Here is a 12,758-nt window from a genome sequence, read left to right as displayed (position 1 = left end):
GGGGACCCAAGCCACGTCGGCCAGCTCGGCTTGGGTCCCCCGCATGAAGCGGGGGATGACGACTGTGAGGGGCCTCAGGGAACCGGCTTGACCTCGATCGACACCACCTGGCGCGGCGAGCGGCCGGGCCGCAGGTCGCCGTCGACCACCAGGCGGTAGGGGCCTTCCTTGGCGTCCAGCGGCTGGCCGTCCTTGCTGTCGGCGATGATCACCGGATTGGCGCGGTAGATCGGGTCGGTCTCGCCCAGGGAATAGGTGGCCGTGAAGCCGTCGGCGCCCTTGGCGACCACCACCTGGTTCAGGTAGCGGCCCATCAGCCGGTCGCCGGACACCACCCCGGCCTTCAGCAGGGCGGCGTTGAGCAGCGGGCCCTCGAAGGTCACGGCGTGGCCCTTGGCCTGGAAGGTGGCCTTGGCGCGCGGCAGGGCCTTGAGGTCGGCGGGGGTCAGGACGATCGAGTCGCGGCCGACGACGGTGACCTTGAGGTCCTGGGCCAGGGCCGGGGTCCAGGCCCCCGAGCTCAAGGTCACGGCGGCGACGGCGGCCAGGACGAGCGGGAAGCGCATGGGGTGGGCCCTCGGGAGTTGGTGCGCCGATGTGGGGCTGTTCCGGTCTGGGAGGCAAGCGGCCTCGCCGGAACAGCCCCATCGTCGTCATCCCCCGCTTTATGCGGGGGATGACGAGCGTGAGGAACGACCTAATACAGCAGCGTCTTCCCCATCACCCCCGTCCCGTCCGGCAGCGGCGAGACCTGCTTGATCATCACCTGGCTGTCCTTGGCGAACCAGAAGCGGGTCACCGGGATTTCCGGATGGTTGTAGTCGGCGGTCACCACCCAGCAGTCGACCTTGCCGCCGCCGGGCAGGCTCAGCCGCTCCGAGCCCACGACCTTGAAGACATAGGGGGCCGGCGGGCCGCCGCCCGGATGGGTGAAGACGATGCTAGCCTCGTAGCCCGCCGCCAGCGGCAGGGCCTGGAGGAACTCCATGTCGGTCTCGAAATTGAAGCTGGGTTGCGGCGAGGCGACCTCGAAGTCCTTGGCGGCGTTGCCCTCCAGGGCCTTGAGGCCGACGATCTTGTCGGACTGGAAGGCAAAGCCCTCGATCTTCGACACCCCGTCCTTCTGCGAGCGGCGCTCGTGGGTCAGGGGCCGGAAGGTGCCGACCTCGAACCAGCTGTCCAGCTGGCGGTTGGAGGTCGCCGCGCCCGCTCCGTCCCAGTGCTGGACGATGTGCAGCCGGCGCTGGCCGTCCTGGTCGTCGAAGCGGACCTCGCGGGTCCAGACATCGACGGCGGTGACGGTGTCGCCCACCTGCCGGTAGCGCAGGTAGCGATGGACGCCGGGCTTGAGCTTGTCGAAGCGAGCCAGCGGCTGGCCCACCGGCACGGGCGTGACGGCGGCCTGGGCCACGGCCGCGCTCCCGGCCAGCAGCAGAACGGCGACGAGCGCGGAACGGACGGCGAGGGACATGGCGACTCCAAGGGCCTGAGCCCGGGCACCAGACCTCAAGCGCCGCCCGCCGGCCACTTAAGCTTCGGTAATCCGCCCCTTCAGCCGTGCGAGCCGATGCGCGGCAAGGCCGGCATCGCCTGGGCGGCCAGTTGGCGCGGGGCCTCGACCTTCCTGCCCGGCCCCGTCTCCACCACCAGCGGATAGAGCGAGGCGACCAGCAGGGCGGCCATGGTCAGGTTGAAGGCCCGCAGCACCGGCGGCCGGTCCAGGAACCGCCGCATGCCCTGGCCGAACCCGGCCCAGGCGGCGCTGCACGGGGCGCCGACCAGCATGAAGGTCCCGGCCACGATGAACACCGCCAGGGCCGAGCCCTCCGGCGTGTAGGTGGTGGCCGCCGTCAGGGCCATGGCCCAGGCCTTGGGATTGACCCACTGGAAGGCGGCCGCGCCGAGAAAGGTCATCGGCCGAGCGCCGGCGTCCTTGTCGCTGATGCCCTTCGTGGTAGCGATCTTCCAGGCCAGCCACAGCAGATAGGCCCCGCCCGCCCAGCGCAGCACGTCGTGCAGCACCGGCCAGGCCTTGAACACCCCGCCCAGGCCCAGCCCCATGGCCAGCACCATCACCCCCAGGCCCACGCTGATGCCGAGGATGTGCAGGATGGTCGCCCGGAAGCCGAAGTTCGCGCCCGAGGCCAGCAGCATCATGTTGTTGGGGCCGGGCGTGCCGGCGGTGGCGAAGGCGAACAGGACGAAGGCGAGCAGCAGTTGGACGGTCATGGCGGATGCTCCCAAGACATCGGGGATGAATGTCACGGTCATCTTGCCAATTGCATCATGTGTCAAAACCTATATTGTTCCAGTGACAATTCTGGAGACCTCATGGCCGCCTGGACCCCGACCCTGCCGACCGGCGACGCACCGCTCTATGAGCGGCTGCTGGACGCCCTGCGCGCCGACATCGCCGCCGGCGCCCTGGCGCACGGCGACCGCCTGCCGCCGCAGCGCGACCTGGCCCACCGCCTGGGCCTGGGCCTGGGCACCGTCACCCGCGCCTATGTCGAGGCCGAAAAGGCTGGGCTGGTCGAGGCCCATGTCGGGCGCGGCAGCTTCGTGCGGGGGGCCCTGGGCAAAGGCATGGGGGCGGCGGCGCGAACGACGGCCGAGGATCCCGGCCCGATCAATCTCAGCCAGAACATCGCGCCCGTCGGCGCGGGCGGGGCGCGGATCGTCCAGACCCTGGCGCGGCTGCAGCGCCGTCCCGACCTGCTCGACAACCTGGCCTACGCCCCCTCGACCGGGCTGGAAGCCCATCGCCGGGCCCTGGCGACCTGGCTGTCGCGCACCGCCGGCGTCGAGAACGCCGACTGGCGCCAGCTGATCTGCTGCGCCGGCGCCCAGCAGGCCCTGAGCCTGGCCCTGGCCGCCCTGTGCCGGCCCGGCGACGAGGTGCTGTGCGAAGCCGCCACCTTCCCCGGCGCCCGGGTGCTGGCCGACCATGCCGGCTATCGGCTGACGGGCGTGGCCATGGACGGCGAAGGCCTGCTGCCCGACGCCCTCGACCGGGCGGCGGCCAACGGGGCCAAGGCGGTGTTCGTGCTGCCGACCCTGCAGAACCCCACCGGCCGGATCATGGGCGCCGCGCGCCGCGCCGACATCGTGGCCGTGGCGCGCCGGCGCGACCTGTGGATCATCGAGGACGGCATCTATTCGATCTTCGGCGGTGATCCCCTGCCCGCGCTGGTCGAACTGGCGCCCGAGCGGACGATCCACGTGTCCGGCGTCTCCAAGGCCCTGTCGCCCGGCCTGCGGGTCGGCTTCCTGCTGGCCCCGCTGGGCGACCTGTTCGAACGCGTCGTCCACGCCGTGCGCGCCCAGTTCTACGCCCCGCCCAACTTCGGCGCCCTGATCGCCACCCAATGGATCGAGGACGGCACGGCCGACCTGATCGCCGGCGAGATCCGCGACGAGATGGGCCTGCGCCTCGGCCTGGCCCGCGCGATCCTCGGCTCGGCCATCGAGACCCCGGCCTCGGCCTTCAGCCCGCACGTCTGGCTGCCGATGGCGGAACTGGACGCCGAGCGCCTGGCCGGCCGCGCCCTGCGCGGCGGCGTCGAGATCACCCCGCCCGGCGCGCCGATCGTCGCCCAGGGCCTGGAGAGCGGCGTGCGGATCTGCCTGGGCGCGACCACCGACCGGGCGCAGCTCGAGCGCGGCCTGCGGGTGGTGGCGACGGCGCTGACCGGGGCGGACGAGCGGTCGCGGGCGGTGATCTAGGGGGTCGCCTCCAGCCGGGCGAAGCCGTCGGCCAGGTGGTCGATCAGGGCGCGCACCGAGGGCAACATGCCGCGACGCGACGGGAAGACGGCGTGGATGACGCCGCTGCGGGGGGCCCAGCCGGGCAGCAGGTCGACCAGTTCGCCCGCCGCCAGGGCGTCGCGCACCGCCATCAACGGCAGTTGCACCACGCCGACCCCGGCGACGACGGCGTCGCGCAGCACCACCATGTCGTCGGTGACCAGCAGCGGATGGTGACGCACCACCGCCCCGGCGCCGGTCTCGTGCTCCAGGGTCCAGCTATGCTCCCCCTCGGCCGGTCCCCAGGCCAGGCTGGGCAGGCCGTGCAGGTCGGCCGGCCCCCTCGGATGCTCGGCCTGGAACAGGCAGCGCGGGCTGGCGACCAGGCGCTGGCGGCTGTCGCCGAGGATTCGCACGGTCAGGTCGCTGTCCTCCAGCGGCGGGAAGCGCACGCGGATCGCCAGGTCCAGCCGCTCGCCGACCACGTCCACCCGGCGGTTGGTGGCGTCCAGATGCACCTCGACCTCGGGCCAACGCATCAGGAAGCCGGCCAGCATCCGCGACACGTCGCTGTGCAGCAGACCGGTGGGACAGGCCAGCCGCACCAGGCCGCGCGGGCTGGCGCGCATCCGGTCGATGGTCTCCTGCGCCGCCTCGGCCTCGACGATCATCGCCTGGCAATGGCGGTGGTAGTCGGCGCCGACCTCGGTCACCGAGAACCGCCGCGTCGACCGCTGGATCAGCCGGGCGCCCAGGCGCTCCTCCAGGGCGGCGACCCGGCGGCTGAGCTTCGACTTGGGCAGGCCCAGCGCCCGGCCGGCCGGGGCGAACCCGCCATGCTCGACCACGGCGGCGAAATAATAGAGGTCGTTCAGGTCCTGCACGATCGCATCGTCCCACAGATAGAACGCTGAGGCGCCATATCACGGCCTACCGGACAGATCGTCACGCGCCTAGCTTCTTTTCCAACAGATCGGCCCCGGTCGATCGAAAGGAGGCGAGACCATGAAGAAGATCCTCGGCGTCTACAGCGCCCCCCGCCAGCACTGGGTCGGCGACGGCTTTCCCGTCCGCTCGCTGTTCTCCTACGACAGCCACGGCAAGCAGCTGAGCCCGTTCCTGCTGCTCGACTACGCCGGCCCCACCCGCTTCGAGCCGACCGCCCATCGGCGCGGCGTCGGCCAGCACCCGCACCGCGGCTTCGAGACCGTGACCATCGTCTACGAGGGCGAGGTCGAGCACCGCGACTCCACCGGGGCCGGCGGCAAGATCGGGCCCGGCGACGTCCAGTGGATGACCGCCGCCTCGGGCATCCTGCACGAGGAATACCACTCCGAAGCCTTCGGCCGCACGGGCGGGGCCTTCGAGATGGTGCAGCTGTGGGTCAACCTGCCCTCGCGGGACAAGATGGCCCCGGCCGGCTACCAGACGCTGCTCGACGCGGAAATCCCCGCCGTCGACCTGCCGGACGGGGCGGGCAAGCTGCGGGTCATCGCCGGCGAGCATGGCGGTCGCCACGGTCCGGCCCGAACCTTCACGCCGATCGACGTCTGGGACGTCCGCCTCAATGCGGGCCACACGGCGGGCTTCGACATCGCGGAAGGCCGCACCCTGGCGGCGATCGTCCTGAAGGGGACGGCCCTGGTCAACGGCCAGGAGGTGGTGCGCGACGCCCAGATGGTGGTGTTCGACCGCGAGGCCGGCCGGATCGAGATCGAGGCCAACAGCGACGTCAAGCTGCTGATCCTCGGCGGCGAGCCGATCGACGAGCCGATCGTCGGCTACGGCCCGTTCGTGATGACCAGCCAGGACGAGATCCGCCAGGCGATCACCGACTTCAACAAGGGCGACTTCGGCAAGATCGCCCCCCAGGGCGCGCACTGACGCCGACGCTCCGGGCCGTTTCGACGGCCCGGACCGTCACCCCCAAGGCGGCCATTCCCCCCAGAGCCGCCGCATCGACCAGAGAGAGGACGTCCCATGACCTCATCGAGCACCCCCGCCAATTTCGGCGGCGCCCGCCCCGTCATCGATCCCGCCGACGCCGTGATGCTGCTGATCGACCACCAGAGCGGCCTGTTCCAGACCGTGCAGGACATGCCGATGACCACGCTGCGGGCCCATGCCGGGGCGCTGGCCACCATCGCCACCCTGGCGAACATCCCGGTCATCACCACCGCCTCGGTGCCGCAGGGGCCGAACGGTCCGCTGATCCCCGAAATCCACCGCAACGCCCCCCACGCCCAGTATGTGGCGCGCAAGGGCGAGATCAACGCCTGGGACAATCCCGACTTCGTCGCGGCGGTGAAGGCGACGGGCCGCAAGACCCTGATCATCGCCGGCACCATCACCAGCGTCTGCATGGCCTTCCCGTCGATCAGCGCGGTGCAGGAGGGCTACAAGGTGTTCGCCGTCATCGACGCCTCGGGCACCTATTCCAAGATGGCCCAGGAGATCACCCTGGCCCGCGTGGTCCAGGCCGGCGTCGTGCCCATCGATGTCGGGGCGGTGGCGTCCGAGATCCAGAAGACCTGGCATCGCGACGACGCCCAACAGTGGGCCGAGGTCTACACCCAGATCTTCCCGCAATATCAGCTGCTGATCGAGAGCTACGGCAAGGCCCTGGACGTCGCGACCAACCACGAAACGCTCGACTCGCAGCGCGGCTGACCGCGCGTCCTTCGCTTCAATTCCCCCTTGGACCAGGAGACCCCCATGTCCAGCGAACCGATCCGCGACCCCGTCGCCGACACCCTGCTCACGCCCCAGAACTCGGCCTTCGTGATCATCGACTACCAGCCCGTCCAGGTGAACTCGATCGCCTCGATGGACCGCCAGCTGCTGGTCAACAACATCGTCGGCGCGGCCAAGGCCGCCGTCGCCTATGGCCTGCCGATCGTCCATTCGACGGTCAATGTGGCGACCGACCTGAACAAGCCGCCGATCCCGCAGCTGCGCAAGGTTCTGGGCCACCTGCCCACCTATGACCGCACCACGATCAATTCCTGGGAAGACGTGGAATTTCGCCGGGCGGTCGAGGCGACGGGCCGCAAGAAACTGATCATGACGGCCCTGTGGACCGAGGCCTGCCTGACCTTCCCGGCGCTGGACGCCTTGCGGGAAGGCTACGAGGTCTATGTCGTCGCCGACGCGGTGGGCGGCACCTCGCCCGTCGCCCACGAGATGGCCCTGCGCCGAATCCAGCAGGCCGGCGGCCAGATGATCAGCGTGGTCCAGCTGTTCTGCGAGCTGCAACGCGACTGGAAGCGCCAGGAGACCGTTCCCGACTTCCTCGACCTGTTCATCTCGACGGGCGGCACCCCCGGCATCCAGTTCTCCTACGACCGGGACTAGCCGGGGCTGAGCGGCGGTCGCCCATTGTGCGCCCGCCGCCGTTCCGCGATCCTGTTCCAGATTCAGCAAGGAGCTCTCATGGCCGTCGCCACCGCCCGCATTGGCGAAACCCGCTATGCAACGACGATTACCACCGGCCACCACGCCCTGACAGCGGACGAGCCCGAGCGGCTGGGCGGCGCGGACGCCGGGCCCGCCCCGTTCGACCTGCTGCTGTCGGCCCTGGGGGCCTGCACGGCGATCACCCTGAAGATGTACGCCGAGCGCAAGGCCTGGCCGCTGGAGGCGCTGGAGGTCCGGCTGCACTATCACGGCGGCGAGACCCCGCCCCGGATCGAGCGGGTGCTGGTCCCGACGGGGCCGCTGGACGACGCGCAGCGCGCGCGGCTGGCCGACGTGGCCGAACGCACGCCGGTGACCCTGGCCATCAAGGGCGGGGTGCCGATCGAGACGTCGCTGGGGTGAGCGACTTGCCCCCACCTGACCGCTTCGCGGTCTGTCCGCCCCCATAGGGGGCGGAGCCCAGACTCTTCCCCCTGTGGGGGAAGACGGTCGCGAAGCGACCCGTAGGGGGCAAGTGGCGGGAACTACTCCGCCGCGATCGCCTCGGCCTCGGCCGCCGCCTTCAGCTGCGCCGCGCGTTGTTCGACCAGCTCGACGATGTGGTCGATCATGCCGTCGTTGGACTGCTTGTGGTCGGGCTTGCCGGCCATGTAGACCATGCCCGACCCCGCCCCGCCGCCGGTGAAGCCCAGGTCGGTCATCAGCGCCTCGCCGGGGCCGTTGACCACGCAGCCGATGATCGACAGCGACATCGGCTGGGAGATGTGGGCCAGCCGCGCCTCCAGAGCCTCCACCGTCTTGATGACGTTGAAGCCCTGCCGGGCGCAGGACGGGCAGGCGATGATGTTGACGCCGCGGTGGCGCAGGCCCAGCGACTTGAGGATGTCGAAGCCGACCTTGATCTCCTCGACGGGATCGGCGGCCAGCGACACCCGGATGGTGTCGCCGATACCGGCCCACAGCATCGAGCCGATGCCGATCGACGACTTGACCGTGCCGGTGCGCAGCGCCCCGGCTTCGGTGACGCCCAGGTGCAGCGGGCAGTCGATGCGCTCGGACAGCTGGTGATAGGCCGCCACCGTCATGAACGGGTCGGACGCCTTCACGCTGATCTTGAACTCGTGGAAGTCGTGGTCCTGCAGGATGCGGGCGTGGTTGAGGGCGCTCTCGACCATGGCGTCGGGGCACGGCTCGCCGTACTTCTCCAGCAGCTCGCGCTCCAGCGAGCCGGCGTTGACGCCGATCCGCATCGAGCAGCCGTGGTCGCGGGCCGCCTGGATCACGTCGCGCACCCGGTCGGGGCTGCCGATATTGCCCGGATTGATCCGCAGGCAGGCCGCGCCGGCCTGGGCCGCCTCGATGCCGCGCTTGTAGTGGAAATGGATGTCGGCCACGAGCGGCACCCGCGACTCGCGGGCGATGGTCTTGAAGGCCGCCGTCGAGTCGGTGTCGGGGCACGAGACCCGGACGATGTCGGCGCCGGCCTCTTCCAGCTGGCGGATCTGCTCCAGCGTCGCGGCGGCGTCGCTGGTCAGGGTGTTGGTCATCGACTGGACGGTGATCGGCGCGTCGCCGCCCACCTCGACATTGCCGACACGGATCTTGCGCGACTTGCGACGCTCGATCGAGCGCCACGGACGGAGGTGGGTGTGGTCAGCGGCCATGGGTCAGAACCTAAGGCTTTTGCGGGCGGAACCCAAGGGCGTCGCGGAAATGTCTTGCCGCCCGACTAGCCGCCAAGCTTGCTCAGCGCCGCGGTCGGCGAGGTCATCCGGCTGGTCAGGGCGCCGCCGTTATAGACGTCGAAGGCGGTCGGGTCGGAGACCTCGGCGATCAGCCCGCCGTTGCGCGGGGCGCGGAACGCCTCGCCGGCCGACATCCAGCGCGTGAAGTAGATCGAGCCGTCGGCGCCGTGCACGGTCAGCGACGCCGGCTTGCGGGCCTGCAGGATCAGGCCGGAGGCGTCGGCCTGCGCCGCGCCGTACACCGCGCCCTTGGCCCGGAAGGCCGAGCCCAGGCCGACCAGTTGGCTCGGATCAGCCGGGGTGGCGGCGGCGGCCGTCACGGCGCGCGCCTTGGAGGCGGCGGTCACGGCGTCGGCCGAGCCGCCGTTGGCGGCGGCGTCGTCGAGGCCAGGGGTCTTGTAGGGTTCGGGCGTGGTGGATTCCACCGGGGCCGGCAGCGGCGCGCCCAGCGACACCGAGGCGCCGCCCTCGACGCCGCCTCCGACGGGCGCGTGCGGCGCGGCGGCGGCCACGGCGATGGCGTGCGACTGGGCGACCTGGGCGGGCGGGGTGTCCTTGGCGATGGCGCGCTGAGCCACGTTCCACAGCACGATGGCGGCCACCACCAGCACGCCCAGGGCCAGGATCAGGCCCAGGCGCGGGTCGCGCTCGTGGCGGACACCGACCGGGGCGCGCAGCGGCTCGCTGTCGTCGGGCGCGTCCAGCTTGAAGCGGTCGACGGCGGCGTCGCCGTCCAGGCCCAGCAGCTTGGCGTAGGACTTGACGTAGCCGATGGTGAAGGGGCGCGAGGGCAGCTCTTCGAGGCGCAGGGCCTCCAGCGCCTCGATATAGCCCTGGCGGATGCGGGTGGCGTCGGCCACGTCCTGCAGGGTCAGGCCGCGGAACTCACGGGCGGCGCGCAGGGCCGCGCCGATGTCGACGCCATGGTCGACCGAAGGCTGGAACGTCGCCGTCGACGCGCCTTCCGGATCGCTGTCGGCGACCAGATGCAAGTGCGAAACCCTGCCTGTATCCAGCGGCATGGCTGCCATGTGACCTCAAATTCGCGTCGTCCCATTCTCTCAGAAAGAGAACCCGACGACCATGCCCCACCGGATGTACCCGGGATTTGTTAATACTTTATGGTCGATATCAAAGTAAGTCGCGGGATTCAATACACTATAAAGCGGAGCTTGGTTAAGAACCCGCGCCGTCAGACCGCGACGTAAAGCTTGCGCGCCAAGGTTTCGATCTCGCCGCGGAGCGAACCGGCCGAGGTCTTCAGCAGGGCCTCGACGTTCCGCCTGGCGGCTTCGCGGTCGCAGGACAGCACCATCTGCTTGACCGGTCCGATGCCGGCCGGCGGCATGGACAAACGGTCGAAACCCAGCGCCAGCAAGGCGAAAGCCTCCAGCGGACGCCCCGCCATCTCGCCGCACACCGAGACCGGCGTGCCGGTGTCGGCGCAGGCCTGCTGGATGGTCTTCAGGGCCCGCAGGGCGGCCGGCGACAGCGGGTCGTAACGGTCGGACACTCTGGGGTTGCCGCGATCGGCGGCGAACAGGTACTGCATCAGGTCGTTGGTGCCGACCGAGACGAAGTCGGTCATCGGCAGCAGTGCGTCCAGATGCCACAGCAGCGACGGCGCCTCGATCATCGCCCCGACGTCCAGACGGGCCGGTTCGGGCCGGCCGCGCTTCAGGGCCCAGGCCACTTCCTGGTCGACGAAGGCGCGGGCGGCGCGGAACTCGTCCACATTGGCCACCAGCGGGAACATGATCCGCAGCTCGCGGCCCTTGGCGGCCTTGATCAGGGCGCGGATCTGCATGCGCAGCAGGGCCGGCCGGTCCAGGCCCATGCGGATGGCGCGCCAGCCCAGGGCCGGATTGTCCTCGCGCTCCAGCTCCATGTACGGCAGCAGCTTGTCGCCGCCGAGGTCCAGCGTGCGGAAGGTGACCGGCATGCCCTGGGCGGCGTCCAGCACCTTCTCGTAGAGGCTGGTCTGGGCCTCCAGCCGGGGCATTTCCTCGGCGACCATGAACTGGAATTCGGTGCGGAACAGGCCGATGCCCTCGGCCCCGGTCTCGCCCAGGATGTCCAGGTCGACGGCCAGGCCGGCGTTCATCAGCAGGGTGACCTTGTCGCCGTCCTTGGTGATGGCCGGCGTGTCGCGCAGCCGGGCGAACTCGGCCTTGCGCTGGGCGCGGACCTCCATCCGGGCCCGCAGCGCCTTGATGACGTCGGCGCGCGGCCGCAGCCAGGCCTCGGCGGTCTCGGCGTCGACCACCACCGGGTCGCCCTCGTTGACCCGGTCGCGCAGGCCGGCCAGGCGACCGACGCAGGGGATGTCCAGGGCCCGGGCGACGATGCCGGCGTGGCTGGCGGCCGAGCCCTCCTCGAGCAGGATGCCCTTCAGCTTGGTGCGGTCGTATTCCAGCAGGTCGGCGGGGCCCAGGTTGCGGGCGATCAGGATGGCGTCGTCCGGCAGCACGCGCACGGCGTGGACGTCGCCCGACAGGTGGCGCAGCAGCCGGTCGTTGAGGTCTTCCAGGTCGTGCAGCCGCTCGCGCAGATAGGGGTCGCGGGCCTGGCCCAGCCGGGCGCGATGCTCGGACCGCACGCGTTCGACCGCGGCCTCCGCCGTAAGTCCCGAACGCACGGCCTCCTGCAACGACCGGTTCCAGCCCCGGTCGTGGGCGAACATCCGGTAAGTCTCAAGCACCTCGTAGGAGGCGCCGACCAGGCCGTGCTGGCCGTCCAGCATCTCGTCGATCTGGGTCTGCAAGGCCTCGATCGCGGCCTTGAGCTTGGCCTCCTCGGCCGCGGCGTCGTCGGACAGCAACTGCTCGGGAGCCACCGGCTGCTCGTGCAGCACGGCCACGCCATAGGCCAGGCCCTCAGCGAAACGCGCGCCCTTCAGCCGTTCCGGCTTGTGGGGCGCGATCTCGACGTCCTTCAGTTCGGTCAGGCCCAGCAGCTCGCCGGCGCTGACCATCTCGGCCAGGACCATGGCGATGATCTGCAGGTCCTCGACCTCTTCCTCGCCATAGACCCGCTCGGTGCGGTTCTGGACGACCAGCACGCCGATCGAGCGGCCGCCGCGCAGCAGGGGCACGGCCAGGAAGGCGTGATAGGGGTCTTCGCCGGTTTCCGGACGATACGAGAAGGCCGGATGGCTGGCGGCGTCCGACAGGTTCAGCGGCCGACCCAGGCGCATGGTCTCGCCGACCAGGCCCTCGCCGGGCTTCATGCGGGTGACGTGGACGGCGTCGCGCGACAGGCCCTCGGTGGCGAACAGTTCGAGATCGCCCGAGGCGCGGCGCAGATAGATCGAGCAGACCTCGGCGACCATCGAGATGGCGATGGTGCGCACCACCATGTCGAGCTTGGCCTGGGCGGGCCCGCCACCGGCCATGGCCTCGCGAATCTGCCGAAGCAGGCTGCGTGGTCCCCGAACAGCGATCCCGGACGCCGCCATGTTTTCGCGCGCACTCCCTTGCTCGATGCGGCTTAGCCTGACTGGACGCGCCAAGGGTTAATGAAGCCGCACCGCTCCGAGCGGGCTATAGCAGATTTCGCGCTCCGCACAGCGTTCGCTCGCGGTCAAATCGCCGATGGCGCACGAAAAGGCGCCGCCCCTCGGAAGGGACGGCGCCGGATCGCTCGCGAGGATCAGCCGTTAGCGGCGCTGGCCGTAGTAGCCGTTACCATAGCCGTTACCGTCGTAGCGGTAGCCGGTGTTGTAGCGGTCGCCGCGGTCGTCGCGGTCGTCGCGGTCGCGGCGACCTTCGTAGCGGTGATCGTAGCCCGACTGGCCGTAACCGTTGCCGTAGTGGCCATAGCCGTTGTTGTAGCCGTAGCCGCTGTTGT

At 70.4% G+C, this 12,758-nt stretch carries 12 protein-coding genes and 1 pseudogene; 5 read left to right on the top strand and 8 right to left on the bottom strand.

The window, feature by feature from the left end:
* Nucleotides 1-74 precede the first annotated feature (74 nt).
* The 3 genes from PMI01_RS15885 to PMI01_RS15875 form a co-directional block, all read right to left on the bottom strand.
* Nucleotides 75-566, bottom strand: a complete 492-nt coding sequence (locus tag PMI01_RS15885; protein WP_007670906.1) for a molybdopterin-dependent oxidoreductase — start codon at nt 564-566, stop codon at nt 75-77.
* Nucleotides 567-697: 131 nt separating this feature from the next.
* Nucleotides 698-1,471 carry a DUF3108 domain-containing protein gene (locus tag PMI01_RS15880; RefSeq protein ID WP_007670904.1) on the bottom strand — a complete coding sequence of 258 codons (774 nt, stop codon included), beginning with the start codon at nt 1,469-1,471 and terminating at the stop codon, nt 698-700.
* 80 nt (nt 1,472-1,551) lie between these two features.
* Nucleotides 1,552-2,229, bottom strand: coding sequence for a LysE family translocator (locus PMI01_RS15875; RefSeq protein WP_007670902.1), 678 nt, complete (start codon nt 2,227-2,229; stop codon nt 1,552-1,554).
* A 102-nt stretch (nt 2,230-2,331) separates the two neighbouring features.
* On the opposite strand from PMI01_RS15875, the gene PMI01_RS15870 reads away from it, so the two are divergent.
* Entirely contained in the window at nt 2,332-3,726 is a 1,395-nt protein-coding gene (locus PMI01_RS15870; RefSeq protein ID WP_007670901.1) for an aminotransferase-like domain-containing protein, read from the top strand.
* Here PMI01_RS15870 and PMI01_RS15865 read toward each other — a convergent pair.
* A complete protein-coding gene (locus PMI01_RS15865; RefSeq protein WP_007670900.1) occupies nt 3,723-4,631 on the bottom strand; it encodes a LysR family transcriptional regulator in 909 nt (302 codons plus the stop codon). The genes PMI01_RS15870 and PMI01_RS15865 overlap by 4 nt on opposite strands.
* Nucleotides 4,632-4,752: 121 nt before the next feature.
* Between PMI01_RS15865 and PMI01_RS15860 the strand changes: the two genes are divergently transcribed.
* From PMI01_RS15860 to PMI01_RS15845, 4 genes are all read left to right on the top strand, one after another.
* Nucleotides 4,753-5,631, top strand: a complete 879-nt coding sequence (locus tag PMI01_RS15860; protein ID WP_007670899.1) for a pirin family protein — start codon at nt 4,753-4,755, stop codon at nt 5,629-5,631.
* A gap of 96 nt (nt 5,632-5,727) precedes the next feature.
* Nucleotides 5,728-6,417: an isochorismatase family protein gene (locus tag PMI01_RS15855; protein ID WP_007670897.1), complete on the top strand. Its 690-nt coding sequence runs from the start codon at nt 5,728-5,730 to the stop codon at nt 6,415-6,417.
* A 45-nt stretch (nt 6,418-6,462) separates the two neighbouring features.
* On the top strand, nt 6,463-7,101 hold the full coding sequence (locus tag PMI01_RS15850; protein WP_007670895.1) for a hydrolase: 639 nt from the start codon (nt 6,463-6,465) through the stop codon (nt 7,099-7,101).
* 78 nt (nt 7,102-7,179) lie between these two features.
* Nucleotides 7,180-7,566, top strand: a complete 387-nt coding sequence (locus PMI01_RS15845; protein ID WP_007670894.1) for an OsmC family protein — start codon at nt 7,180-7,182, stop codon at nt 7,564-7,566.
* Nucleotides 7,567-7,688: 122 nt separating this feature from the next.
* Here PMI01_RS15845 and ispG read toward each other — a convergent pair whose 3' ends face one another.
* From ispG to PMI01_RS15825, 4 genes and pseudogenes are all read right to left on the bottom strand, one after another.
* Entirely contained in the window at nt 7,689-8,828 is a 1,140-nt protein-coding gene (ispG, locus tag PMI01_RS15840) for a flavodoxin-dependent (E)-4-hydroxy-3-methylbut-2-enyl-diphosphate synthase (protein WP_007670892.1), read from the bottom strand.
* A 65-nt stretch (nt 8,829-8,893) separates the two neighbouring features.
* Nucleotides 8,894-9,931 carry a helix-turn-helix domain-containing protein gene (locus PMI01_RS15835; protein ID WP_051989976.1) on the bottom strand — a complete coding sequence of 346 codons (1,038 nt, stop codon included), beginning with the start codon at nt 9,929-9,931 and terminating at the stop codon, nt 8,894-8,896.
* Between the two features lie 170 nt (nt 9,932-10,101).
* On the bottom strand, nt 10,102-12,366 hold the full coding sequence (gene ptsP / locus PMI01_RS15830) for a phosphoenolpyruvate--protein phosphotransferase (protein WP_035036582.1): 2,265 nt from the start codon (nt 12,364-12,366) through the stop codon (nt 10,102-10,104).
* Nucleotides 12,367-12,567: 201 nt separating this feature from the next.
* Nucleotides 12,568-12,758 (bottom strand): annotated as a pseudogene (locus PMI01_RS15825) (hypothetical protein); the annotation flags it as partial.

It is taken from the genome of Caulobacter sp. AP07 (assembly GCF_000281955.1).
In the GTDB taxonomy this organism is placed as follows: Bacteria; Pseudomonadota; Alphaproteobacteria; order Caulobacterales; family Caulobacteraceae; genus Caulobacter.
The sequence above is the reverse complement of the archived record's forward strand: the minus strand, read 5'-3'. Positions and strand labels throughout refer to the sequence as shown.

Excerpts from the sequence above, each read along its gene's own strand:
- PMI01_RS15880 (WP_007670904.1), bottom strand. The coding sequence starts at position 1,471 with ATGTCCCTCGCCGTCCGTTCCGCGCTCGTCGCCGTTCTGCTGCTGGCC.
- PMI01_RS15835 (WP_051989976.1), bottom strand. The coding sequence starts at position 9,931 with ATGCCGCTGGATACAGGCAGGGTTTCGCACTTGCATCTGGTCGCCGAC.
- PMI01_RS15860 (WP_007670899.1), top strand. The coding sequence starts at position 4,753 with ATGAAGAAGATCCTCGGCGTCTACAGCGCCCCCCGCCAGCACTGGGTC.
- PMI01_RS15855 (WP_007670897.1), top strand. The coding sequence starts at position 5,728 with ATGACCTCATCGAGCACCCCCGCCAATTTCGGCGGCGCCCGCCCCGTC.
- PMI01_RS15870 (WP_007670901.1), top strand. The coding sequence starts at position 2,332 with ATGGCCGCCTGGACCCCGACCCTGCCGACCGGCGACGCACCGCTCTAT.
- PMI01_RS15875 (WP_007670902.1), bottom strand. The coding sequence starts at position 2,229 with ATGACCGTCCAACTGCTGCTCGCCTTCGTCCTGTTCGCCTTCGCCACC.
- ptsP (WP_035036582.1), bottom strand. The coding sequence starts at position 12,366 with ATGGCGGCGTCCGGGATCGCTGTTCGGGGACCACGCAGCCTGCTTCGG.
- PMI01_RS15845 (WP_007670894.1), top strand. The coding sequence starts at position 7,180 with ATGGCCGTCGCCACCGCCCGCATTGGCGAAACCCGCTATGCAACGACG.
- ispG (WP_007670892.1), bottom strand. The coding sequence starts at position 8,828 with ATGGCCGCTGACCACACCCACCTCCGTCCGTGGCGCTCGATCGAGCGT.
- PMI01_RS15850 (WP_007670895.1), top strand. The coding sequence starts at position 6,463 with ATGTCCAGCGAACCGATCCGCGACCCCGTCGCCGACACCCTGCTCACG.
- PMI01_RS15885 (WP_007670906.1), bottom strand. The coding sequence starts at position 566 with ATGCGCTTCCCGCTCGTCCTGGCCGCCGTCGCCGCCGTGACCTTGAGC.